Origin of the sequence: Mesorhizobium ciceri WSM4083 (assembly GCF_000519305.1) — a bacterium.
Lineage (GTDB): Bacteria > Pseudomonadota > Alphaproteobacteria > Rhizobiales > Rhizobiaceae > Mesorhizobium > Mesorhizobium ciceri_B.
The window spans coordinates 144,841-167,152 of sequence record NZ_JAFG01000006.1 but is presented as its reverse complement, the minus strand read 5'-3'; the positions used below and the strand labels follow the sequence as shown (position 1 = coordinate 167,152).

The 22,312-nt window shown below is 63.9% G+C and carries 19 protein-coding genes; 10 read left to right on the top strand and 9 right to left on the bottom strand.

Features of this window, described 5'->3' with window-relative positions:
* The first annotated feature begins 201 nt into the window (after positions 1–201).
* Positions 202–1,671, top strand: a complete 1,470-nt coding sequence (locus MESCI2_RS0114200) for a M48 family metalloprotease (protein WP_027037166.1) — start codon at positions 202–204, stop codon at positions 1,669–1,671.
* A 24-nt stretch (positions 1,672–1,695) separates the two neighbouring features.
* Here the strand turns inward: MESCI2_RS0114200 and MESCI2_RS0114195 are convergent, their stop codons facing one another.
* Positions 1,696–2,559: an RNA polymerase factor sigma-32 gene (locus tag MESCI2_RS0114195; protein ID WP_027037165.1), complete on the bottom strand. Its 864-nt coding sequence runs from the start codon at positions 2,557–2,559 to the stop codon at positions 1,696–1,698.
* A gap of 323 nt (positions 2,560–2,882) precedes the next feature.
* Between MESCI2_RS0114195 and MESCI2_RS0114190 the strand changes: the two genes are divergently transcribed.
* The 3 genes from MESCI2_RS0114190 (at position 2,883) to MESCI2_RS0114180 (ending at position 5,246) form a co-directional block, all read left to right on the top strand.
* Positions 2,883–3,656 (top strand): amino acid ABC transporter substrate-binding protein, encoded by a 774-nt coding sequence (locus tag MESCI2_RS0114190; protein ID WP_027037164.1) that lies wholly within the window; start codon positions 2,883–2,885, stop codon positions 3,654–3,656.
* Positions 3,657–3,795: 139 nt separating this feature from the next.
* A complete protein-coding gene (locus tag MESCI2_RS0114185) occupies positions 3,796–4,476 on the top strand; it encodes an amino acid ABC transporter permease (RefSeq protein WP_027037163.1) in 681 nt (226 codons plus the stop codon).
* Positions 4,473–5,246 carry an amino acid ABC transporter ATP-binding protein gene (locus MESCI2_RS0114180; RefSeq protein ID WP_027037162.1) on the top strand — a complete coding sequence of 258 codons (774 nt, stop codon included), beginning with the start codon at positions 4,473–4,475 and terminating at the stop codon, positions 5,244–5,246. Before MESCI2_RS0114185 ends, MESCI2_RS0114180 begins: the two co-directional genes overlap by 4 nt.
* A 74-nt stretch (positions 5,247–5,320) precedes the next feature.
* On the opposite strand, the gene MESCI2_RS0114175 is transcribed toward MESCI2_RS0114180, so the two are convergent.
* From MESCI2_RS0114175 to MESCI2_RS0114150, 6 genes are all read right to left on the bottom strand, one after another.
* Positions 5,321–5,902 carry a CarD family transcriptional regulator gene (locus tag MESCI2_RS0114175; RefSeq protein ID WP_013529179.1) on the bottom strand — a complete coding sequence of 194 codons (582 nt, stop codon included), beginning with the start codon at positions 5,900–5,902 and terminating at the stop codon, positions 5,321–5,323.
* 367 nt (positions 5,903–6,269) lie between these two features.
* Positions 6,270–6,608 carry a ferredoxin FdxA gene (fdxA, locus tag MESCI2_RS0114170; protein WP_013529180.1) on the bottom strand — a complete coding sequence of 113 codons (339 nt, stop codon included), beginning with the start codon at positions 6,606–6,608 and terminating at the stop codon, positions 6,270–6,272.
* A gap of 234 nt (positions 6,609–6,842) precedes the next feature.
* Positions 6,843–7,229 (bottom strand): RNA-binding S4 domain-containing protein, encoded by a 387-nt coding sequence (locus MESCI2_RS0114165; RefSeq protein ID WP_027037161.1) that lies wholly within the window; start codon positions 7,227–7,229, stop codon positions 6,843–6,845.
* 16 nt (positions 7,230–7,245) lie between these two features.
* Positions 7,246–10,668: a helicase-related protein gene (locus MESCI2_RS0114160; RefSeq protein ID WP_027037160.1), complete on the bottom strand. Its 3,423-nt coding sequence runs from the start codon at positions 10,666–10,668 to the stop codon at positions 7,246–7,248.
* Between the two features lie 731 nt (positions 10,669–11,399).
* Positions 11,400–12,125, bottom strand: a complete 726-nt coding sequence (phbB, locus tag MESCI2_RS0114155; RefSeq protein ID WP_027037159.1) for an acetoacetyl-CoA reductase — start codon at positions 12,123–12,125, stop codon at positions 11,400–11,402.
* A 127-nt stretch (positions 12,126–12,252) separates the two neighbouring features.
* A complete protein-coding gene (locus tag MESCI2_RS0114150; protein ID WP_027037158.1) occupies positions 12,253–13,431 on the bottom strand; it encodes an acetyl-CoA C-acetyltransferase in 1,179 nt (392 codons plus the stop codon).
* A 301-nt stretch (positions 13,432–13,732) separates the two neighbouring features.
* Between MESCI2_RS0114150 and phaR the strand changes: the two genes are divergently transcribed.
* Positions 13,733–14,344, top strand: a complete 612-nt coding sequence (phaR, locus tag MESCI2_RS0114145) for a polyhydroxyalkanoate synthesis repressor PhaR (RefSeq protein ID WP_027037157.1) — start codon at positions 13,733–13,735, stop codon at positions 14,342–14,344.
* A 19-nt stretch (positions 14,345–14,363) separates the two neighbouring features.
* Here phaR and MESCI2_RS0114140 read toward each other — a convergent pair whose 3' ends face one another.
* Positions 14,364–15,503 (bottom strand): citrate synthase, encoded by a 1,140-nt coding sequence (locus tag MESCI2_RS0114140; RefSeq protein WP_027037156.1) that lies wholly within the window; start codon positions 15,501–15,503, stop codon positions 14,364–14,366.
* 93 nt (positions 15,504–15,596) lie between these two features.
* Between MESCI2_RS0114140 and MESCI2_RS0114135 the strand changes: the two genes are divergently transcribed.
* From MESCI2_RS0114135 to MESCI2_RS0114125, 3 genes are all read left to right on the top strand, one after another.
* Positions 15,597–16,685, top strand: coding sequence for a citrate synthase/methylcitrate synthase (locus tag MESCI2_RS0114135; protein WP_027037155.1), 1,089 nt, complete (start codon positions 15,597–15,599; stop codon positions 16,683–16,685).
* Positions 16,686–16,871: 186 nt separating this feature from the next.
* On the top strand, positions 16,872–17,654 hold the full coding sequence (locus tag MESCI2_RS0114130) for a 3-hydroxybutyrate dehydrogenase (protein WP_027037154.1): 783 nt from the start codon (positions 16,872–16,874) through the stop codon (positions 17,652–17,654).
* Between the two features lie 49 nt (positions 17,655–17,703).
* Complete coding sequence (locus MESCI2_RS0114125) at positions 17,704–18,834, top strand: patatin-like phospholipase family protein (protein WP_027037153.1); 1,131 nt, start codon at positions 17,704–17,706, stop codon at positions 18,832–18,834.
* Between the two features lie 23 nt (positions 18,835–18,857).
* On the opposite strand, the gene MESCI2_RS0114120 is transcribed toward MESCI2_RS0114125, so the two are convergent.
* On the bottom strand, positions 18,858–19,457 hold the full coding sequence (locus MESCI2_RS0114120) for a TetR/AcrR family transcriptional regulator (protein WP_027037152.1): 600 nt from the start codon (positions 19,455–19,457) through the stop codon (positions 18,858–18,860).
* Positions 19,458–19,568: 111 nt separating this feature from the next.
* Here MESCI2_RS0114120 and MESCI2_RS0114115 point away from each other — a divergent pair, with 111 nt between their 5' ends.
* Together MESCI2_RS0114115 and MESCI2_RS0114110 are read left to right on the top strand one after the other, a co-directional pair.
* The gene (locus tag MESCI2_RS0114115; protein WP_027037151.1) at positions 19,569–20,030 is read left to right on the top strand and encodes a (2Fe-2S)-binding protein; all 462 of its coding nucleotides are present in this window, start codon (positions 19,569–19,571) and stop codon (positions 20,028–20,030) included.
* A 2-nt stretch (positions 20,031–20,032) separates the two neighbouring features.
* The gene (locus MESCI2_RS0114110) at positions 20,033–22,306 is read left to right on the top strand and encodes a xanthine dehydrogenase family protein molybdopterin-binding subunit (RefSeq protein ID WP_027037150.1); all 2,274 of its coding nucleotides are present in this window, start codon (positions 20,033–20,035) and stop codon (positions 22,304–22,306) included.
* Positions 22,307–22,312: the final 6 nt, after the last annotated feature.

Genomic DNA, 22,312 nt, shown 5'->3' with positions numbered 1-22,312 from the left:
GTGGCTAGGTCCGCCCTACCGGTCCGGCACAGGCCGTGATTTGCCTGCAGTATCCGCTGCCCGCCCCCGGGACGGGCAGCGGATACTGCAGCAGTTTGAGATATGGCACGTGAACATTCCGAAGATCGCCCCCGATTTTCATTGTCATGTGCCGGGACCCGAAAGGAAGCCGTTCTGGCGATCGGCGCTAACACATTGGGAATGAAACCGCTGGCGCGCTTTCTCGCGCTGGCCGGCTTTGCCGTGGCGTTGGCAAGCTGCCAGATGTTCACGCCGCCGGACGTTCAGGAATCCGGCTTCCAGCCTTCCGACAAGCCGATCACGGTGGACAATGTCGGCGCCAACAGCAAGCTTGCCGAAATGGCCAAGGCGCAGCATCCGCGCATCCTGGCGACCTATGGCGGCGAATATTCCGATCCCAGGCTCGAGCGCATGGTCGCCAAGGTGGTCGGTAGTTTGACGGTGGTGTCCGCCAACCCGACACAGACCTATCGCATCACCATTTTGAATTCGCCCAACGTCAACGCCTTCGCGCTGCCGGGCGGCTATCTCTACATCACGCGGGGCCTGCTGGCGCTGGCCAATGATTCGGCCGAGCTTGCCGCCGTCATCGCGCATGAGATGGGCCACGTCACCGCCAATCACGGCTTGCAGCGCCAGCAGCTCGAGGCAGAGGAAGGCCTGGCGACCAAGGTGGTTTCCGATGTGCTCGGCGACAGCCCGACCGCCAAGGCGGCGCTGATCCGCGGCAAGCTGAGGCTGGCGCAATTCTCGCGCAACCAGGAGCTGGAAGCCGACGCCATCGGCATCAAGTCGATCGGCGAGGCCGGTTACGACCCGTTCGCCGCCGGCCGCTTCCTGCAGTCGATGTCGGCCTACACCGATTTCCGCTCGATCAGCGGCGCCACCGACGCCAGCCTCGACTTCCTGGCCACGCACCCCAACACGCCGCAGCGCATCGATCTGGCGCAGCGCCATGCCCGCCAGTTCGGCGCGCCGGGCGTCGGCACGCGCGACCGCGATTCCTTCCTCGCCGGCATAGACGGCCTGCTCTATGGCGACACGCCGGAAGAAGGCTATGTGCGCGGCGAAACCTTCCTGCATCCGGGCCTTGGCGTGTCGTTCACGGTGCCGGACGGCTTCATCATCGACAATTCGGCGGCAGCGGTGACGGCCACCGGCCCCGGCGACATAGCGATCCGTTTCGATGGCGTTTCCATCGACAAGAACCGGGCGCTGACGGACTATATCCGCAGCGGCTGGGTGGCTGGTCTCGTCGACGGCAGCGTCAAGCAGGAAACCATCAACGGCAATGAGGCGGCGACCGCGCATGCCGGCGCCGAAGGCTGGCAGTTCGACATTGCGGTGATCCGCGCCGGCGGCCAGGTCTACCGGCTGCTGACCGCGGCCCCTTCCGCCAGCACGTCGCTGGACACGATCGCCCGCTCGGTCAGCGGCTCGTTCCGCATCTTGAGCGCTGCCGAAAAGGCGGCGCTGAAGCCGCTGCACATCCGCGTCGTCACCGTCCAGCCTGGGCAGACGATGGGTTCGCTTTCGGCCCAGATGGTCGGCGTCGACCGCAAGCTCGACCTGTTCCGCGTCCTCAACGCGCTGTCGCCTGGTGCCGCGGTTTCGGCCGGCGACAAGGTCAAGATCGTCACCGACAAGTAGGCGCCTCTGGACGCCCGCCGCCGTTCAGGCGGCAGTCGCCATGAACTCCGGATTCTGCTTCACCAACGCGACCTTCAGCTTTTCCATGGCGCGGGCCTCGATCTGGCGGACGCGTTCCTTGGAGATGCCGAGGGTTTCGCCGAGCGCTTCCAGTGTCGCGCCCTCATCGTTCAGGCGGCGCTCCTCGATGATCCTCAGCTCGCGTGCATTGAGCGCGCGAAGCGCTTCCCTCAGCCAGAGCGAGCGGCGCGCGACATCGATCTTGTCGCCGACGATCTCGTCGGGCAGCGGATCGTCCGAGACCAGGAAATCCATGCGCTCCGTCGAACCCGCATCGTCGGCAATCGGCATGTTGAGCGAGGAGTCGGGTGCCGAGAGCCGCGAATCCATCATCGCCACATCGGCTTCCGAGACGCCAAGCGCCTCTGACACCTCGCGATAGAGCGCGGCGTTGGACAGCGGCTCCGCGCCGTTCGCCAGCCGCGCACGCAGGCGTCGCAGGTTGAAGAACAGCGCCTTCTGCGCCGAGCTGGTGCCGCCACGCACGATCGACCAGTTGCGCAGGATGTAGTCCTGCATCGAGGCCCGGATCCACCACGTCGCATAGGTCGAGAACCGCACCTCGCGCTCCGGCTCGAAGCGGGCGGCGGCCTCGAGCAGTCCGACATGACCCTCCTGGACCAGGTCGCCGAGCGGCAGGCCGTAATGGCGGAATTTGGAGGCCATGGAAATGACCAGCCGCATATGGGCGACGGTGATTGAGTGCAGCGCGTTCTGGTCGTTGTCCTCTTTCCAGAGCAATGCAAGCCGATGCTCTTCGTCACGCTCGAGGTAGGGAGCCTTCATTGCCGCGCGGACCATGATCCGTCCTGCCGTGTCTTCCATCATGAGGCGCTCCCTGGGTGGTGCGGATGACTTTGCAAACTTGGCTGGCGCCCGGGTTGAAATGGCGGCGTCGTGCCCTAGAACAGCCAGAACTGCCATGCGCGGGAAAGGTTCCGCGACCGTGGCGGCGGGATTGTGTTGCCTGAAGGATTCCTAGGACGGTTCGCGATGGCTGCGATGACGAGCAGAGAGCGCCATTTAGAGAATCTGGTTTCATAAACAGGTTGTTTTTGAAATTCTGTTCCTTATTTTTTCGGCTTGCATCTGTCAGTTTCCAGCGCTCACAAATATGCCGGTCAGCCGGCCAAGGACGGGATCACAGAAAAATGAAATGGCTCAAGTCGCTCATCATCGCCGGAACGCTGCAAGCCTTGGCTGTCACCGCAGGCCATGCCGGTGCCAATCTCGACCAGATCAAGCAGGCCGGGGTCATCAAGGTCGGCACGGAAGGCACTTATGCGCCATTCACCTATCATGACACTTCGGGCGCGCTGGTCGGCTTCGACGTCGAAATCGCCAAGGCGGTCGCCGACAAGCTCGGCGTCAAGGCCGAATTCCTCGAAGGCAAGTGGGACGGGCTGATCGCCGGTCTCGACGCCAATCGCTACGACGCCGTTGTCAATCAGGTCGGCATCACCGATGCCCGCAAAGCCAAGTACGACTTCTCCGATCCCTACATCGCCTCCAAGGCGGTGCTGATCGTGCGCGGCGACAACACCGACATCAAGAGCTTCGCCGATCTCAAGGGCAAGAAGTCGGCGCAGTCGCTGACCTCGAATTTCGGCAAGCTGGCCGAAACGAACGGCGCCGAACTGGTCGGCACCGATGGCTTCGACCAGTCGATCCAGCTGCTTCTGACCGGCCGTGCCGACGCCACCATCAATGACAGCCTGTCGTTCCTCGATTTCAAGAAGCACAAGCCCGACGCCAATGTGAAGATCGCCGCGCAAGAGGAAAACGCCGACTATTCCGGCGTCATCGTGCGCAAGGGCGATCCGGAGCTGGTCGCGGCGATCAACAAGGCGCTGGCCGATATCAAGGCCGACGGCACCTACAAGAAGATCGCCGACACCTATTTCGGCCAGGACGTTTCGAAGTAATCCATGAGGCGGGCCGCTCCGCGGCCCATGAGACACATCGAGCGGCGAGCCGTCTTTGACGGCCCGCCGCTTTTGTCGTGATATGGCAGACGCATTCTCGCCTTGACCAAGCTGCTTCGACCAATCTGGAGGGTCTTACGTGCCGCACTGGCTGCAACTGATGCTGGAGTCGCTGCCTTCGCTGTTGTGGGCGGCGCTGATCTTCACCGTGCCGCTGACGCTGTTGTCCTTCGCCCTGGGGCTGGCCGTTGGGTTGGGTGCAGCACTTGCCCGGCTGTTCGGCCCCAAGCCGCTGGTCGCGCTTGTGCGCTTCTATGTCTGGATCTTCCGGGGTACGCCACTTTTGGTGCAGCTGTTCCTGATCTTCTACGGCCTGCCATCGGTCGGTATCCTTCTCGACGCCTTCACGGCGGCGTTGATCGGCTTCACGCTCAACATCGGCGCCTACACGTCGGAAATCATCCGCGCGGCCATAGGCTCGGTGCCGAAAGGCCAGTGGGAAGCCGCCTATTCGATCGGCATGACCTGGGGCCAGGCGATGCGGCGCACCATCCTGCCGCAAGCCGGCCGGGTCGCGGTGCCGCCGCTCTCCAACACCTTCATCTCGCTGGTCAAGGACACGTCGCTGGCCGCCGCCATCACCGTGCCGGAGATGTTCCAGGCGGCGCAGCGCATCGTCGCCACCACCTATGAGCCGCTGATCCTCTATGTCGAGGCGGCGCTCCTCTATCTGGCGCTGAGTTCGGTGCTGTCGGCCTTGCAGACGCGGCTGGAAACCCGGCTCAACCGCTATGGCGGCTTCCTGGAGGCACGCTCATGATCGGCCTCAGCAACATCGAAAAGCGCTTCGGCGACAATCTCGTTTTGAAGGGCGTGACGGTCACCATTGCCGAAGGCAGCGTCACGGCGCTGGTCGGCCCGTCGGGCGGGGGAAAGAGCACCCTGCTGCGCTGCATCAACCTCCTGGAGATCCCGACCTCGGGCACGGTGCGCATCGGCGATGAGACGCTCGAATTCCATCCTGGTGGCAGGGTTCCGGCCAGGGATATCCAGCGCCTGCGGCTGCAGACAGGCATGGTGTTCCAGAACTTCCAGCTGTTTCCGCATCGCACCGCGATCGAGAATGTCATGGAAGGCCTGGTGACGGTGCTGAAATGGGCGCCTGAGAGGGCACGCGAGCGGGCGCTGGCTCTGCTGGAGAAGGTGGGGATGGCGCACAAGGCCGACGCCTGGCCGGCGACGCTGTCGGGCGGCCAGCAGCAGCGCGTGGCGATCGCCCGCGCTTTGGCGCCGTCGCCGAAAGTGCTGCTCTGTGACGAGCCGACCTCGGCGCTCGACCCGGAACTGGCGCAAGAGGTGGTCGACGTGCTTGGCAAGCTCGCCAGCGAAGGCACGACCATGGTGATGGCGACGCATGATCTGCGCCTCGCCTCCAAGATCGCCCAGGAAGTGGTGTTCCTCGATGCCGGTGTCGTCGTCGAGAAGGGACCGGCCGCGGTGCTGTTCAACAATCCGGAGCAGCAACGGACGAAGCGGTTCATTGCGACGCTGAAGCAGGAGGCTGAGAAGGAAGGCGGCGGCGAGGTGTAACTGCCGTCACGTCCTAGAAAGCGAAAAAACCCGGCGCGAGGCCGGGTTTTTCATGAATTCAAAGGCGAAAAAGTTCAGGCAGCTTCTTCCTGCTCGGCCTCTTCATTGTCGGCCTTGGCGCCACGCTTGGGGCCCTTGTTGAGGTTGACCTCGATCAAGCGCACGGCTTCGGTTTCCGACATGCGGTTGACGGCCGCGATCTCTCGGGCCATGCGGTCGAGCGCCGCCTCATAGAGCTGGCGCTCGGAATAGGACTGCTCCGGCTGGTTGTCGGCACGGTAGAGGTCGCGCACGACTTCCGAGATCGAGATCAGGTCGCCCGAATTGATCTTCGCATCATATTCCTGGGCACGGCGCGACCACATGGTGCGCTTGACGCGGGCGCGGCCCTGCACGACCTTCAGCGCGCGTTCGACATAATCCTCTTCCGACAGCTTGCGCATGCCGATGGAGGTCGCCTTGGCGACCGGCACCTTCAGGCGCATCTTGTCCTTCGAAAAGTCGATGACGAACAGTTCCAGCTTGTGTCCAGCAACTTCCTGCTCGTCGATCGAGACGATCTGGCCGACGCCGTGCGCCGGGTAGACGATGTACTCGCCGGTCTTGAAACCGTGACGCGCAGCGGTGGACTTCTTCTGCGGGGTGATCGTTGCCATTGCGCACTGAACTCCTTGTTGTGGCACCGGCGTCCTGCCGGTCCGAACTCGCGCGATCGGGGAAGCCGATCGTTAGCCGCACAACAGATGAACCCATCGGAAAAGCCGGACCGGCAAACCGCAACATCGCGACCGCCTGGCCCAGATTGCTCTGGTCCGAATGGGATTTTCACCTTTCAGTGATTTGGGGCGTCTGCGCCATAAATCGACGTTGTGTCACCGGCATGTTTCGCTGATGTAACACAAAAAGTCGGAAGAATCAAGGTTTTGCTGCATACGCGAAGGCCACAGGTCGGCGCCGGCTGTCAAGCCGGTTAATGTGACGTGCCTCTTACCCAGCGTAATACCGGCCTTTGCGGCCGTGTTGTCAATCGCCTTCGCCAGGCTCTGCCGAGAAGTATTTCTCGAACTTGCCGGCCTCGCCGTCGAAGGATTTGGCGTCGGCCGGCGGTTCCTTCTTGGCGGTGATGTTGGGCCATTTCTCGGCGTATTCTGTGTTGACCTGCAGCCATTTGTCGAGGCCGGGTTCGGTGTCGGGCTTGATCGCGTCGGCCGGGCATTCCGGCTCGCAAACGCCGCAGTCGATACATTCGTCGGGATGGATGACGAGCATGTTCTCGCCTTCGTAGAAACAGTCGACCGGACAGACTTCGATGCAGTCCATGTATTTGCATTTGATGCAATTGTCGGTCACGACATAGGTCATCGGTCGGCTCCGGGACGTCCCATTTTGTTGGGCTTTTTCCGTCAGGTAACGCCTTTGTCGACCGCTTGCAAGGGTAGCCATTGCGGACGGTGCCGGTGTTTCCGGAATGGAATTCCAGACTGCGGGCCCGGCGGAAGTCAGTCATGTCCCGCGGAGCGCCTGTTTGCCGGGCTCAGTTTTCGCCTCAGGCGTGCCGTTGTCCCAGAACCACTGCGTGTTTTTCGACGCCAGGCATCAATCTTCGCCGAGCAATCGGTCGGTCTGGCGACGTTCCTTCTTGGTCGGGCGGCCGCTGCCGGCCTCGCGCAGCCCCGGAATTGCATCGGGAGGGGCTTCGCCCTTCGGTGCGGGCGGTGGCGACATATCCTCGTAGAGCGTGCGGGCTTCCTCGGCCGGGCCGCGCCGCGTACCGGCACCGAGCACCTTCCAGATGAAGATGCGCCGCTCGAGCGTGATGGTCAGGACGTCGCCTGGCTTGACCTGATCGGAAGCCTGCGCTGCTTTGTCGCGATTGATGCGGACCCGGCCGGCGCCCACCAGTTTCGCCGCCAGCGAGCGCGATTTCACGGCGCGTGAGAAGAACAGCCATTTGTCGATGCGCTGGCGGCCTTCGGCAACCATCGAAGCGAGCCGGGTTCTACTTCTTCAACTGGTCGCGCAGGGCGGCGAGCTTGGCGAAGGGCGAATCCGGGTCGAAGCGCACCGGGCGCTCCTCGCGCGGCTTGGGCTGGAAGGCAGGCTTGCCGCCCCCAGGGCTTCGATCGGGACCACCCTTGCCATCCGGCCTGCCACCCTTCCAGTCGGGACGGCCTTCGCGGCGGTCGGGACGCTCGCCCTGCGGCCTGCCGTCACGTCGCTGTTCGCCTTCGGCCTGCGGCTTGGGTTTGAACTTCGAGCGGTCGAAGCGCTGCTTGCCGGCACCATCGCGCCGTCCTTCATGGGCCGGACGTTCTCCGGGTGCAGCTGCGGCCGGTGCGCCGGCGGCATCCACGGGTGCATCGCTTCGGCCGCGCGCTTGTCCGTTGCGTGGGCGATTGTTCCTGCGGCTGTCGTCGCGGTTGCGCGGGCGCTGCTCGAAACGACCCTGCCGCCACAACAGGACGGGTTTTGGCGCTTCGGCTTCTGGAGCGGGTTCGCCGACGGCTTCAGTCACCGCCGCAGGTTCGTCCGGCGCGGCGTCCGTTGCCGGCGCGGCATTTGACACCAGCTCGGCCGGTGCAGCTTCTTCTGCCGCTGCGGCTTCAGTCTCGGCAGCTTCAGTCTCCGCCTGTGGTTCAACCGGCGCCGGTTCAGCAGCAGCCTCGGCAACAGGCGCTTCATCTTGCATGGTTTCGACCGAAGCGTCCGCTTGTTCTTCCACGGCAGGCGCAGCAGGTTCCGCCGCGGCGTCGGAGGTGATTTCGGCCGCCGTTTCCGAAACAGCCACTGCGTCCGATGCCGGCTCCGACCCTTCGACGGCTGCCTCTGCTGCGGCATCCGTTGCCGTGGCTTCGGCCGCTTTGGCCTGCTCGGCTCGTGCAGCCTCTTCCGCCGCAAGCTTCGCCATCACTGCTTCGCGCGCGGCATTGTCCTGTGCTTCAAGCCGCGCCTTGACCTCGACGGCCGGCTTGGGCTCGGCACGGTAGCCGAGACCTTTGAGGATCTCTTCCATGTCGTCGGCGGTGGCGCCGAGGATCGACATCATCGGCGGCGTCACCATGAAGGACTGGCCATCATAGGCGCCGTCCGGGCGCTGGCCGAGGCCGGGCTTCCAGTTGGTCGCCGGACGGATCAGATCCGCCAGCCGTTCCAGGATGTCGATGCGCACGGCGCGGCGGCCGAGATTGCGGTAGCCGGCAAGCTTGTAGAAGGTCTTGTCGAAGGCCGGGTCGATGACCACCGAGGTGCGACCCGAGGCGAGCGCATGGACCACGTCGCCAAAGCCCGGCTTGTCCTTGCCGTCATTCTTCAGCGCCCACAGCAGCGTCACCAGTCCGGCAGGCGCCGGCTTGATCAGCGCCGGCACGAAGACATGGTAGGCGCCGAAGCGCACGCCAAGCCGGCGAAGGGCGGCGCGGCCTTCCTGGTCGAGCGACTTCATCTCCTCGGCGATGTCGCGGCGGTTGATGAGGCCGAAATTCTCGACCAGCTGGAAGGCGATGCCACGGCCGATGCCGGAGATCTGGTCGGCGCTTTTCAAGTCGACCAGCGGCTTCAGCAGCGACTCGATCTGGAAATTGACGAAACGCTCGGCACGCGCGGCGACCTTGTCGCGCGCCGGGCCGGTCAGTTGTTCGTCGGCCAGCAGCACCAGCCGCGGCTTCAGCGCGTCTTCGCCTGATACAAGCGTGCCGATCGGCGCGCCGATCCAGCGCAGCGTGCCGTCCGAGCCAAGCGCGATGTCGCCATTGGCCGAGGCGCCGAAGCGTTCGGCGCGCGATTCGAACTCGGCGGCCAGCGCCTTCTGGGCAGCGGTGCGCACCGCCTTGGCGTCTTCGCCGCCCGCGGTCTGGTCAGCGGTGAAGCGGAACCCTTGCAGCTCGCCGACATGGTGGCCTTCGACAAGGACGGTTCCGGTAGGACTAATTTCGGCTTCAGGCATGGTATTTTCTCTAAGGCGCCGCATGAGGACGGAAGTCCTGCGGTCTACGAAGCGTTTCGTCAACCGCTCATGCAGCGCATCCGACAATCTGTCTTCGATTTCGCGCGTCTTTTCCTGCCAGTGTGCCTGATCGGCCAGCCAGCCGGGCCGGTTCGACACGAATGTCCAGGTGCGGATCTGCGCAATGCGATGCGACAGCGTGTCAATGTCGCCCTCGGTGGTGTCGGCGCGGCGCACCTGCTCGGCCATGTAATTCTCGTCGACATGGCCGTGGCGTGCGAGGTCCGTGTAAATGGAAGCGATGAGGTCGGCATGCTGCGCCGGCGCGATCCTGCGGTAGTCGGGCAGCGCGCAGGCTTCCCACAGCAGCGCCACGCGCTTGGCATTGGTGGTGAGTGCGCGGATGTCCTCGTCGCGCGACAGATGCTCGAGCGCCTGAGCGTCGACGGCAGGCAATGCCCGCGTCAGCCCCTCGACCGGGGCGTTGGTCTCGATCGAACGCTTCAGCGCATCGAGGCTGGCAAAGTCGAAATGCGCGGTGCGCCATTGCAGCACCTTCACCGGATCGAAGTCGTGGCCTTCGATCTTCTTGATCAGCTCTTCGTCCAGCGGGTCGACCTGGCCGGTGACGCCGAACGTGCCATCGCGCAAATGCCGGCCGGCGCGGCCGGCGATCTGGCCAAGCTCGGCCGCCGTCAGGTTGCGATACTGGAAGCCATCGAACTTGCGGTTCTGGGCGAAGGCGACGTGGTCGAGGTCGAGGTTGAGACCCATGCCGATGGCATCAGTGGCGATGAGGTAGTCGACATCGCCGGACTGGAACAGCGCCACCTGGGCGTTACGGGTGCGCGGCGAGAGCGCGCCGAGCACGACGGCGGCACCGCCTTGCTGGCGGCGGATCAGCTCGGCGATGGCGTAGACCTCGTCGGCAGAGAAGGCGACGATTGCCGTGCGCCGCGGCAGGCGGGTCAGCTTCTTGGAGCCGGCATAGGCAAGATGCGACAGCCTTGGCCGCGTCACCACCGAGACACCCCTCAGCAGGCGCTGCAGGATACCGTGCATGGTGGCGGCACCCAGCAGCAGCGTTTCCTGGCGGCCGCGCAGGTGCAGGATGCGGTCGGTGAAGATGTGGCCGCGCTCGAGGTCGCCGGCGAGCTGCACTTCGTCGATGGCGACAAAGGCGGCGTCGGTCTCGCGCGGCATGGCCTCGACGGTGCAGACCGAATATCTGGCGCCCGGCGGCTGGATCTTTTCCTCGCCGGTGATCAGCGCGACCTTGTGGGCGCCGACCTTTTCGCAGACGCGGGCGTAGACCTCGCGCGCCAGAAGCCTGAGCGGCAAGCCGATGATCCCACTCTCATGCGCCACCATGCGCTCGATGGCGAGATGGGTCTTGCCGGTGTTGGTCGGCCCAAGCACGGCGGTCACGTCGCGGCCCGACAGGATCAGCGGCTCTGTGTGTTTGGGCTGGATGTTCATCAACCTAGAATAAGGCTTCCGGGACCTGGAAATAAGGCTTCTGGCCTCTGGTTGTCGGGAGCGCTGCCTCAAATGGCGCGTATGACAGGCGACACATAGGGATTTCGGACGCGAAGCGAAAGCGGAATGTTCCGCCGGCGGCCAGAAGGTGATTTTGTCAAGCTTTCAATCGGCTGCGGATTAACGGATAGAACGAGTCTGGAACGAATCGGCGACGAATCAGTGACTCCCGCAGATTCAGCTTTTGTTCACGGCTACATGTGGATTTCGTGGCCGCGACACGCACCACATGCTGAATCGTTGAACTGGCCCGTTTCATGCTGAGAGGGCATTGCCGTTAACCTTTGCCGATAAACGTTCACTGTGCCTTGGCGTGCCTCGACCAAGATTATGAAATTGTTGATCTTTCTTAATTTGCGTTAAGCAATTGGCGGGCGATTCCGGCTGTCGTCGTTAACGTTCAGCTCAAAGCCGGAACGAAACGGCGACGAATCAGCGATGGCGGAATTTTCCCGTTTTGTTCACCCCGATATCTTGTGTTGTGAACAGCTTATCCACCGAGAATACACAGGCTTGGGAGCAGGTTTTGCACAGGGCGGCCGGCGGCTGTTAACCTCTGCGTGCCGGATTGGGTCAGCAGCCGTTGCGGTCCCTTCGAAGGGACCATGCCGCCAACGAAAAACGGGCCGGTGTGCCGGCCCGTCGATCTCTCCGCCTACACCGCCGTGTCGTCAGGCGAAATACTGGCCGCCATTGGCGGTGATGGTCGAACCGGTGATGAAGCCGGCATCTTCGGATGCGAGGAAGACGACGCAGCGCGCGATTTCTTCGGGCTCACCGAGGCGGCCAACAGGGATCTGCGGAATGATGCGCTCGTTGAGCACCTTCTCGTCGATCGCCTTGACCATCTCGGTGGCGATGTAGCCGGGACAGATGACGTTGACTGTGATGCCGGCGCGAGCCCCCTCTTGAGCGAGAGCCTTGCTGAAACCGATATCGCCGGCCTTGGCGGCGGAATAGTTGACCTGGCCGGCCTGGCCCTTCTGGCCGTTGATCGAGGAGATGGTGATGACGCGGCCGAACTTGCGGTCGCGCATGCCGCTCCACAGCGGATGCGTCATGTTGAAGACGCCGGACAGGTTGGTGTCGATGACCTCTTTCCACTGCTCGCGCGTGATCTTGTGGAACATGGCGTCCCGGGTGATGCCGGCATTGTTGACCAGCACCGAGACCGGGCCGAGATCGGCCTCGACTTGGCGGATGCCGGCGGCGCAGGCATCATAGTCGGCGACCGACCATTTGTAGACGGGAATGCCGGTCTCGGCCTTGAATTTCGCCGCTGCGGCGTCATTGCCGGCATAGTTCGCCGCAACCGAATAGCCGACGGTCTTCAATGCGATCGAGATCGCCGCGCCGATGCCGCGCGATCCGCCTGTGACGATTGCTACCTTGGTCATGCGTGTTCCCTCCCTTTGGTCGGGAGAGCGAATAGGGAGTAGCGAATAGCGAGTAGGGATCTACGTCCCGTCGCGCTGACGCAATTCTTCCCTATTGGCTGCTCCCTATTCGCTACTCACTTCTTTTTCAGAGTGCTTCGATGCACATGGCGACGCCCATGCCGCCGCCGATGCATAGGGTGGCGAGGCCTTTCTTGGCGCCGCGCCGGCGCATTTCGAAGACCAGCGTGTTGAAGACGCGGGCGCCGGACGCACCGATCGGATGGCCGATGGCGATGGCGCCGCCATTGACGTTGACGATCGAGGGATCCCAGCCCATGTCCTTGTTGACGGCACAGGCCTGCGCGGCGAAGGCTTCGTTGGCCTCGACCAGGTCGAGATCGCCGACCGACCAGCCGGCCTTTTCCATGGCCTTGCGCGAGGCGGGAATAGGCCCGGTGCCCATGATCTGCGGATCGACGCCGGCGGTCGCCCAGGACACGATGCGCGCCAGCGGGGTGATGCCGCGTCTCACAGCTTCCGCTTCGCTCATCAGCAGCGCGCCGGCGGCGCCGTCATTGATGCCGGATGCATTGGCGGCGGTCACCGTGCCGTCCTTATCGAAAGCCGGTTTCAGCTTTGTCATGGCGTCGATCGTGGCGCCGTGGCGGATATATTCGTCCTGGTCGACAATGGTGTCGCCCTTCTTGCCCTTGATGGTGACGGCGACGATCTCGTCCTTGAACTTGCCGGCCTTCTGCGCGGCCTCGGCCTTGTTCTGCGAGGCGAGCGCGAACTGGTCCTGGTCTTCGCGGGTAATCTGGAACTGACGCGCGACGTTTTCGGCGGTGTTGCCCATGTGATAGCCGTTGAAGGCATCCCACAGCCCATCCTTGATCATGGTGTCGATCAGCTTGAAGTCGCCCATCTTGACGCCGGCGCGCAGGTGCTGGGCATGCGTCGAAAGCGACATCGATTCCTGGCCGCCGGCGATGATCACCTTGGCGTCGCCGGTGGCGATCTGCTGCATACCGAGCGCAATGGCGCGCAGGCCCGAGCCGCAAACCTGATTGAGGCCCCAGGCGGTGGTTTCCTTGGGCAGGCCGGCATTGATCGATGCCTGGCGGGCCGGGTTCTGGCCTTGCGCGGCGGTCAGCACCTGGCCGAGGATGACCTCATCGACCTCGCCTGGTTCGACACCGGCACGCGACAGCAATTCCCTGATGACGACGGCGCCGAGTTCATGCGCCGGGGTGGCGGCGAAGGCGCCGTTGAAGGAGCCGACCGGTGTGCGCGCCGCACTGGCAATGACGATGGAAGCGGACATTTTCTTCTCCAGACTTCAAGGGTGTTGTTCTGTCGTTGGGGACTTTTCTTGCCCTTTCCCAACCCCAAGTCAAACCGGAAATGGGCATGGGGCCCATGCGCCGCAAGCAGGCCGTGCCTTGCCATGGCGGCCATTCGTCCATTGCTGCGCAGCATATTTTGCCTGCTATGCAGCATTTAGTGATCCCGCACTGCACAAACTGCTTGGAATTGTGAAGCTTTTGCGCATATCCTCAAAAAAAAGGCACAATCGTTATCGGCGGCTTGCTCAGAGGCGCGCCGGTGTCCCCGGGAGGATGTAGATGGCCGCTAAAGACGATCCGATCATCATCAAGAAATACGCCAATCGCCGCCTCTACAACACCGGCACCAGCACCTATGTGACGCTCGAGGACCTCGCCGAGATGGTCAAGAAGGGCGAGGAGTTCACCGTCCAGGACGCCAAGACCGGCGACGACATCACGCATCCGGTGCTGACCCAGATCATCTTCGAACTGGAGAACAAGGACGGGCAGAACATGCTGCCAATCCCGTTCCTGCGCCAGCTCATCGCTTATTACGGCGACCAGATGCAGATGATCGTGCCGAGCTTCCTCGAACAGTCGATGCTTGCCTTTTCCAAGGAGCAGGAACGCTTTCGCGAGCAGATGAAGGGGGCGATCGGCAAGTCGCCGCTCGATATGATGAAGATCACCACGCCGATCAAGGCGCTGGAGGAACAGACACGCCGCAACATGGAAATGTTCCAGAATGCGATGCGGCTGTTCACGCCGTTCCCGCCCGCCGGCACCGCGCCAGCCGCCGCGCCGTCGCCCGAGCCGGCCAGGAAGGAAACGTCAGAAAAACCCGACGATCTTCAGGAACTGAAGGACCAGATCGCGGCCATGCAGCGCAAGCTCGACACGATGTCGTGAGCTTATTGCTCTTGCGATCTTACACCAGCGCGCCTTCATAGCGGCCGCGCGGCCTGATGTTACTTCCGCTTGTTATCTGTTCGACCGTGTGCTCGGCCCAGCCGACGCTGCGTGCGAGCGCAAACAGGCGAAACGGTGCGTCGCGCGGCAAGCCAAGGCTGCGCGTCAGCGCGGCCAGCCCAAAGTCGATGTTGGGAAGCGCGCCGGTCGCCGCGAAGGCAGCGTCGCGCAACGACGACAGTGTGCCGTCAACCTCGATCACCGACAGAAGCGCTGCCCCTCGGGGATCGCCGTCAGGATAGAGCTGATGACCGAACCCCGGCAGCGGCCGGTCATGGCTGAGCCAGCGCCGGATCGTCGCATCGGCGCCATGCCGCGCCGCATCCTCCGCCAGTTGCATCACCGCCTCGCCGGCGCCGCCATGGCGAGGGCCTGACAGTGTCGCGAGCCCTGCCAGCAGGCAAGCGGCCAGCGGCGCGCCGGTCGAGGCCGCGACGCGCGCGGCGAAGGTCGACGCATTCAGTTCATGATCGGCAAGCAGGACAAGCGCGCGGCGGATCGCATCTGCGCCGCCGGCATCCACCGACCAGTCCTGCGCAAGCCGCTGATGGATGGGATTTGATCCTGCCGGTGCGCCCAGCGCGCCGGCCAGCACGCCGACCGCGTGCGCGGCGTCGGCATGCAGCGAGGCGGCGCTGCGCCCAAGCGATGGGCGTCCCTGGCCGGCAAGCACGGCAAGTTGCGCAAAGGCCGCAGCCCGGCCAGCCTGATAGGGCGCATCCGGCGACGGTGCTTCGAAAGCCACCGGTTCCGGCAGAGCCCAGAGCACGGCGGCGGCTTCTTCCAGTGTGGCGTGCCCGGAGAGCACTGCGGCGTCCTGCCCGCGATAGATAAGCCGACCGTGCGAGACCGTCGAAATCGCCGTTGCGATCGAGGGCTCACCCCAGGCGATGGCGCTTTCGGCGATGACTGACGGGCTGCGGCCGCGCGCCCGGCGGGTCGCCAGTGCGGCGACATCGTCGGCGCGGTACTGGCTGCGGCGCGGATCGGCGCGGTCGGGCCGCATGCCGATGCGCCCACGGCTGACATAGGCGTACAGCGTCTGCGCCCGCACCTTGAGCCTCTCCAGCGCCTCTTCCCGGGACAACCATTCGGACATATCGAGCCCTGATGTTGATTCTATTGATCAAGATTGATGGAAACGTTGCCCATCTCTATCTCCGATCCGGAAATGCTTCAAGGAGACAAGGCTATGGCGAATGGGCTCGATGACGTGGTGGCGGCGGAAACAATACTGTCGGACGTGGATGGTCTTGGCGGCCGTCTGACGATCCGGGGTCATTCGCTGCCGGAGTTGGCCGGCCGCTGGAACTATGCCCAGGTGGTTGGGCTGCTGCTCGATGGCTTCTTCGACGACCTTCCCGATGATGCGCAACTGACGCGGGCGCTGGGCCAGGCGCGTGCGGACGTGTTCGAACGGCTCTTGCCCACGCTGCCCTTGTTGGCACCGCTCGATGTCTACAGCGCCATGCGCGCCGGCATGGCGCTGCTGCCGGACGGCGACACCTTGACCGATGCCTTGCTGCTGATCGCGGCGCCCGCCGTGCTGACGCCGGCGCTGCTGCGCCTGCAGCGCGGCGAGCAGCCGATCGCGCCGGACAGCCGCGCCGATCATGCCGCCGACATATTGAAGATGCTGAGCGGCAACGCCGCCTCCCCAGCACTGGCGAAGGCGCTCGACACCTATCTCGTGACCGTCTGCGACCATGGTCTCAATGCATCGACCTTTGCGACTCGCGTGGTGGCCTCGACGCAGGCCGGCCTGACATCCTCCGTGCTGGCCGGGCTCGGCGCGCTCAAGGGGCCGCTGCATGGCGGGGCGCCCGGTCCGGTGATCGAGATGCTGGATGCGATCCAGGCGCATGGCGATGCCGCCGGCTGGCTTCGCGACGAGATCGCGCACGGCAGGCGCATCATGGGCTTCGGGCACCGCATCTACCGTGTGCGTGATCCGCGCGCCGATGTGCTGAAGGCCGTCGTGCGGCAACTCGGCGGCGAGGGCGAAACCGGCCGCCGGCTGGCATTCGCGGAGACAGTGGAACAGGTAGCGCTCGACGTGCTGCGGATCGCCAAGCCGTCGCGCTCGCTGCAGACCAATGTCGAGTTCTACACCGCGCTGCTGCTGGAAGCGGCGGGTTTTCCGCCAATAGCTTTCAGCAATGTCTTTGCCGCCGGGCGCGTGGCCGGCTGGATCGCGCATGCGCGTGAACAGCAGACGACCGGGCGGCTGATCCGGCCGCAGTCGCGTTATGTCGGGCCGGTGCCGGACCTGGTTGCCTGAGGTCTTTTGGCGCCTGGCGAGCGACGGGCGATCCGATCAATGTCCTTCTGGTGAGCGGCCGTGCGGCCGCTCATGACGAAAATTTCATCTCCCCGAAAATTCTGGCCGCTGTTATTGCGTCGCATTGAGCATATATGCTGCACTGCAACATATGCTCGCTCTTGCCGTAACCAGAGGATTCCGCCCTTGGCCGCCAGAAAAACCGCAGTCGTCACCGGCTCCACATCGGGCATTGGCCTGGCCATCGCCCAGGCGTTGGCGGCTGAAGGCCACAATGTCGTCGTCAACTCCTTCTCCGACACGGAAGCCGACCGCGCCATCACTGACGCGATCGCCAGACAGCACAAGGTGAAGACCGCCTACATCAAGGCCGACATGTCGAAACCGGCCGAATGCCGGGCGCTGATCGCCAAGGCGGCCGAGACATTCGGCTCGGTCGATATCCTGGTCAACAATGCCGGCATCCAGCATGTCGCGCCGGTGGAAGAGTTCCCGATCGAGAAATGGGATGCCATCATCGCCATCAACCTGTCGTCGGCGTTCCACACCATCGCGGCAGCGATCCCGCTGATGAGAGAGGCCGGCGGCGGCCGGATCGTCAATATCGCCTCGGCACACGGCCTGGTCGCGTCGCCGTTCAAATCGGCCTATGTCTCGGCCAAGCACGGCATCATGGGATTGACCAAGACCGTTGCGCTCGAACTGGCGCGCGAAAAGATCACCTGCAACGCCATCTGCCCCGGCTATGTGCTGACGCCGCTGGTCGAGGCGCAGATTCCCGACCAGATGAAAGCCCACAACATGGATCGCGAGACCGTCATCCGCGACGTCATGCTGGACAAGCAGCCGACCAAGGAATTCGTCACGGTGGAGCAGATCGCGGCAGCGGCGGTGTTCCTGTGCTCGGACGCGGCAGCGCAGGTCAACGGCACGCATCTCTCGGTCGACGGCGGCTGGACCGCCGCGTGAGGCGCAAAACTCTCTTATCCACCCAAAGGGACAGATCAAGGACGACGCCATGACCAAAAACGGCAAGGCGGAGGAGACGAAGAAGATCAACGTAGCGCTCCAGGGCGGCGGCTCGCACGGGGCCTTTTCCTGGGGTGTGCTCGACCGGCTGCTGGAGGACGGACGGCTGGAGATATCAGCAGTGTCCGGCACCAGTGCCGGCGCCATGAACGCGGTGGCGCTGGCCGACGGATATGTGCGCGGCGGTGTCGAAGGCGCGCGGCAGAAACTCGACGATTTTTGGCGTGCGGTGGCGGCCAAGGGCCGGTTCAGCCCGGTGCAGCGCATGCCGTGGGATGTCGCCTGGGGCAACTGGTCGATCGAGAACACACCGGGCTACGTTTTCTTCGACACCATGTCGCGGGTGTTCTCGCCCTATGTCGCCAATCCGCTCGGCCTCAACCCGCTGCGCGACGTGGTTCAGCAGGAGATCGATTTCGACAATGTCCGCGCCTGCAAGTCGATGGAACTGTTCATCTCGGCGACCAATGTCGAGACCGGACAGTTGCGCGTCTTTTCCGACGGCGAGATCGACCTCGACGTGGTGATGGCTTCGGCCTGCCTGCCGCAATTGTTCCGCGCCGTCGAGATCAAGGGCGTGCCCTATTGGGACGGCGGCTATGGCGGTAATCCCGCGCTTTATCCGTTCTTCAAGACGGCGGCGACCGAGGACGTGCTTCTGGTGCAGATCAACCCGGTGGTGCGGGAGGGAACGCCGAGGAGCGCCAACGAGATCCAGAACCGCATCGACGAGATCACCTTCAACGCCGGGCTGCTGCGCGAATTCCGCTCGATCGCCTTCGTCAAGGAACTGATCGCCGCCGGCCGTCTGCCGCATGGCGAGTACCGCGACATCCGCATGCACCGCATCGATGCCGACGAGGCATTCAAGGACCTGTCGGCGTCCTCGAAGGTCAACGCCGAATGGGCGTTCCTGACCTACCTGCGTGATCTCGGCCGCACCGCCGCCAGCGACTGGCTGGAAGAGAATTACGACGCCGTCGGCAAGCGACCGACGCTCGATCTCTCAGGCGAACTCGACGACGGCTTCAAGCCGGTGCGTGGCCCGGCACCTGGCCGGCGGGTCAAGGAATTCCTCACGGTGCGCAAGAACCCCGAGGTGGTTCGCCGTCGGGCCTGAGCTGAACCCCGGCACAACTGGTTTCATCGAGCTTTCAAGGTCAGGTCGATCACCCTGATCAGGGCAGCGGCCGCCTGCCGCTGCCCCTCCGGATCTCTGATCCGCGCCTTCATGCCCTCCAGTCCATCGAGCAGCATGTCGGCAAGCAGTTGCGCCGACAGGCTCCTGGCCGCCAGGTCAACGCCGTTCCTGGCTGCTTCGCCTTCGATCGCGGCGGCGATATGTTGGCCAAGCCCGCCGCGCCAGCAGCCCACCAGATCGCCAAGGCTCGATTTCATGTCCAGCAATTCGGCGCCGTGCGGCGAGGCAACGACCGCGCTCATCATCGAGATAAATGCCTCATCGATGGCTCGCACCATGCGCTCGGTGAAAGGGCCGTCGCCGGCCAGGGCAGCCTTTGCCGCCTCGACCGAGCGCGACAGGATCATCATGGCAATGGCGCGGAAAATGTCGGTCTTGTTCTTGAACAGGAGATAGAGCGCCGGGCGCGACATGTCTGCGGCACGGGCGATATCGTCCATGGTGGTGCGCGAGAAGCCATAGGCCAAAAACACCTTCATCGCGCCATCCAGGATACGGACGCGTTTGGGGTCTGTGGCGGCGATGTCTTCGATGCGATTCATGAAGCAATTCTATCCTGCAAAATCGTTATTGACAAAATGACGTAATTTGTCAATCTGTTCGAGGTAAATGACCAGTTGGCCAATTCACCTCGGGCAACAAAGGGGATTCCCATGCGCCTCACCGTCGACGGTCAGTCATTCGATATCGACGCCGATCCGGACATGCCGCTGCTGTGGGCGCTTCGCGATCTCATTGGCAAGACAGGGCCAAAATTCGGCTGCGGCATCGCCGCCTGCGGCGCCTGCACGGTGCATGTCGACGGTCAGCCAGTGCGTTCCTGCTCGCTCCCCGTTGGCCAGGTCAGCGGCGCCGTCACCACCATCGAAGGCATCGGCGCGGCGGGCAAACTGCATCCGGTGCAGCAGGCATGGCTGGAGGAACAGGTCGCGCAATGCGGCTACTGCCAGGCCGGCCAAATCATGAGCGCGGTGGCGCTGCTCGACGAGGTCGCCGACCCGAGCGATGCCGACATCGACAACGCCATGGGCGGCAATCTCTGCCGCTGCGGCACCTATCCCAGGATCCGCTCGGCCATCAAGAAGGCCGCGGCGCTCAAGACGGCGGGGCTCTGACCATGGCCAGTGTCGGAAAGATCGCCCGCCGCACGTTTCTGATTGGCGCTGCCGCTGTCGCGGGCGGCGTTGCAGTCGGCTATTACTACTATCGCAAGCCCTTTCCGAACCCGCTCGAGGCCGAACTCGGCAAGGGCGAGGCGACGTTCAACCCCTATGTGAAGATCGGCGCCGACAACACCATCACCATCGTCGCGCCGCGCGCCGAGATGGGGCAAGGCATTTCGACGACGCTTGCCGCCATGGTCGCCGAAGAGCTCGATGTCGGCCTCGACCGGGTCAAGGTCGAGCATGGGCCGGCCTCCCATGCCTATTACAACGCCGCGATCCTTCAAGAGGGCGGTCCGTTCGCCTTCTTCGACGAGAGCATGACGGCGCAAGCGGTGCGCTCGGGTCTCGGCGTGGTCGGCAAGTTCCTTGCACTGCAGGGCACCGGTGGTTCGGCTTCGACACGCGACGGTTTTGACAAGATGCGGCAAGCGGGTGCTGCCGCCCGGCAGATGCTGATCGCGGCTGCGGCGCAAAAACTGGGTGTCGCCGCCGCCGATCTGGAAACGGCTGACGGTTCGATTCTGCACAAGGCGTCGGGCAAGTCGCTGACCTATGGCGCGGTCGCCGCGGCCGCTGCCGCGATGGCGCCGCCGGCCGAAGTCAAACTCAAGGACCGGGCCGACTGGAAACTGCTGGGAAGGCCGCAAAAGCGCATCGACATGCTGGCCAAGGTCACCGGGGCGCCGATCTTCGGCATCGATGTCCGGCTGCCGGACATGCTCTACGGCACGGTCAAAATGAGCCCGCGCTTCTGGTCGAGGCCGGTCAAGGCCAACCTCACCAAGGCCGAGAAAATGCCTGGCGTGATCAAGATCGTACCGCTCGAGACGAATTACGGCCACGGCTTCGGCATCATCGCTGACAACACATGGGCGGCGTTCAAGGCCGCCGAGGCGATCGACGCCCAGTGGTCCGATCCCGAATACCCGCTCAGCAGCGCCGCCATTTCAGATGCGCTGAAGCAGGCGCTTGCCACCAAGGGGTCGGTGATGCGCGACAATGGCGATGTCGACACCGCTTTTGCCGATGCGCCGCGCGAAAGGATCGTCGAGGCCGACTATGCGGTGCCTTATCTGGCGCATGCGACGATGGAGCCGATGAACGCCACGGCGCAGCTCAAGGACGGCGCGCTCGACATCTGGTGCGGCAACCAGGCACCGACCCTGGTGCGGCAGCTCTGCGCCAATGCGGTCGGCATCGAGCAGGACAAGATCACCGTGCATACCACCTTCATGGGTGGCGGCTTCGGCCGACGCGTCGAGGTTGATTACGCGCTGTGCGCCGCGCTGATGGCGAAGGAGACGGGCGGGCGTCCGGTCAAGGTGACCTGGACGCGTGAAGAAGACATGCGGCACGACGCCTACCGACCGGCCGCAATAGGCAAGTTCCAGGCGCGGCTCGGCGACGACGGCATGCCGGTGGCTGTCGACATGAAGATGGCCTCGCCATCGGTGATCGCCGGCACGTTGCGCCGGCTGTTTCCCTCGATATCGCCGCTCGGTCCCGACAAGACCATTGTCGACGGCGCCTATGACCAACCCTACACCATCCCGAATTACCGGGTCAGCGGTGTCGCGGCGCCGGTCTCCATCCCCGTCGGTTCCTGGCGCTCGGTCGGCAGTTCGGTCAACGGCTTCTTCCATGAGGGTTTCATGGACGAGATCGCCATTGCCGGAAAGATCGATCCGGTCGAGATGCGCAAGAGACTGATGGCCGCCTATCCCTCGGCGGTGAAGGTGGTGGAGAAAGTCGCCGCGATGGCGAAATGGGGCGAGGCGCTGCCCGCCGGCAAGGCCAGGGGTATCGCCTTTACGCTGTCCTTCGGCAGCTGGGTCGGCGAGATCGTCCAGGTGGCGGACACACCGGCCGGCATCCGCATCGAGAAGGTGTGGATCGCCGCCGATGTCGGCACCGCGCTCGATCCCGGCATCATCGAGGCGCAGCTGATCTCGGCCGCCATCTATGGTCTTTCGGCGGCGATGGGCCAGGAAATCACCTTCGCCGACGGCATGGTCGAACAGTCGAACTTCCACGATTTCGATGCCATGCGGATCTTTCAGTGCCCGGTCTTCGAAGTGGCCATTCTGGAGAATTTCCACAAGATGGGCGGCGTCGGCGAGATCGGCACGCCGCCGGCGGCGCCGGCGCTCGCCAACGCCATCTTCGCGCTCACCGGAAAACGCATCCGCACGCTGCCGCTGTCGAAAACGGTGGCCTTCGCATGAGGAGGC

Bases quoted from the DNA above. Each gene is read 5' to 3' on its own strand.
- phbB (WP_027037159.1), bottom strand. From the start codon at position 12,125: ATGACCAAGGTAGCAATCGTCACAGGCGGATCGCGCGGCATCGGCGCG.
- MESCI2_RS0114180 (WP_027037162.1), top strand. From the start codon at position 4,473: ATGATCGGCCTCAGCAACATCGAAAAGCGCTTCGGCGACAATCTCGTT.
- MESCI2_RS0114175 (WP_013529179.1), bottom strand. From the start codon at position 5,902: ATGGCAACGATCACCCCGCAGAAGAAGTCCACCGCTGCGCGTCACGGT.
- MESCI2_RS0114125 (WP_027037153.1), top strand. From the start codon at position 17,704: ATGACCAAAAACGGCAAGGCGGAGGAGACGAAGAAGATCAACGTAGCG.
- MESCI2_RS0114195 (WP_027037165.1), bottom strand. From the start codon at position 2,559: ATGATGGAAGACACGGCAGGACGGATCATGGTCCGCGCGGCAATGAAG.
- MESCI2_RS0114110 (WP_027037150.1), top strand. From the start codon at position 20,033: ATGGCCAGTGTCGGAAAGATCGCCCGCCGCACGTTTCTGATTGGCGCT.
- MESCI2_RS0114140 (WP_027037156.1), bottom strand. From the start codon at position 15,503: ATGTCCGAATGGTTGTCCCGGGAAGAGGCGCTGGAGAGGCTCAAGGTG.
- MESCI2_RS0114160 (WP_027037160.1), bottom strand. From the start codon at position 10,668: ATGAACATCCAGCCCAAACACACAGAGCCGCTGATCCTGTCGGGCCGC.
- MESCI2_RS0114150 (WP_027037158.1), bottom strand. From the start codon at position 13,431: ATGTCCGCTTCCATCGTCATTGCCAGTGCGGCGCGCACACCGGTCGGC.
- MESCI2_RS0114115 (WP_027037151.1), top strand. From the start codon at position 19,569: ATGCGCCTCACCGTCGACGGTCAGTCATTCGATATCGACGCCGATCCG.
- phaR (WP_027037157.1), top strand. From the start codon at position 13,733: ATGGCCGCTAAAGACGATCCGATCATCATCAAGAAATACGCCAATCGC.
- MESCI2_RS0114190 (WP_027037164.1), top strand. From the start codon at position 2,883: ATGAAATGGCTCAAGTCGCTCATCATCGCCGGAACGCTGCAAGCCTTG.
- MESCI2_RS0114200 (WP_027037166.1), top strand. From the start codon at position 202: ATGAAACCGCTGGCGCGCTTTCTCGCGCTGGCCGGCTTTGCCGTGGCG.
- MESCI2_RS0114120 (WP_027037152.1), bottom strand. From the start codon at position 19,457: ATGAATCGCATCGAAGACATCGCCGCCACAGACCCCAAACGCGTCCGT.
- MESCI2_RS0114135 (WP_027037155.1), top strand. From the start codon at position 15,597: ATGGCGAATGGGCTCGATGACGTGGTGGCGGCGGAAACAATACTGTCG.
- MESCI2_RS0114165 (WP_027037161.1), bottom strand. From the start codon at position 7,229: ATGGTTGCCGAAGGCCGCCAGCGCATCGACAAATGGCTGTTCTTCTCA.
- fdxA (WP_013529180.1), bottom strand. From the start codon at position 6,608: ATGACCTATGTCGTGACCGACAATTGCATCAAATGCAAATACATGGAC.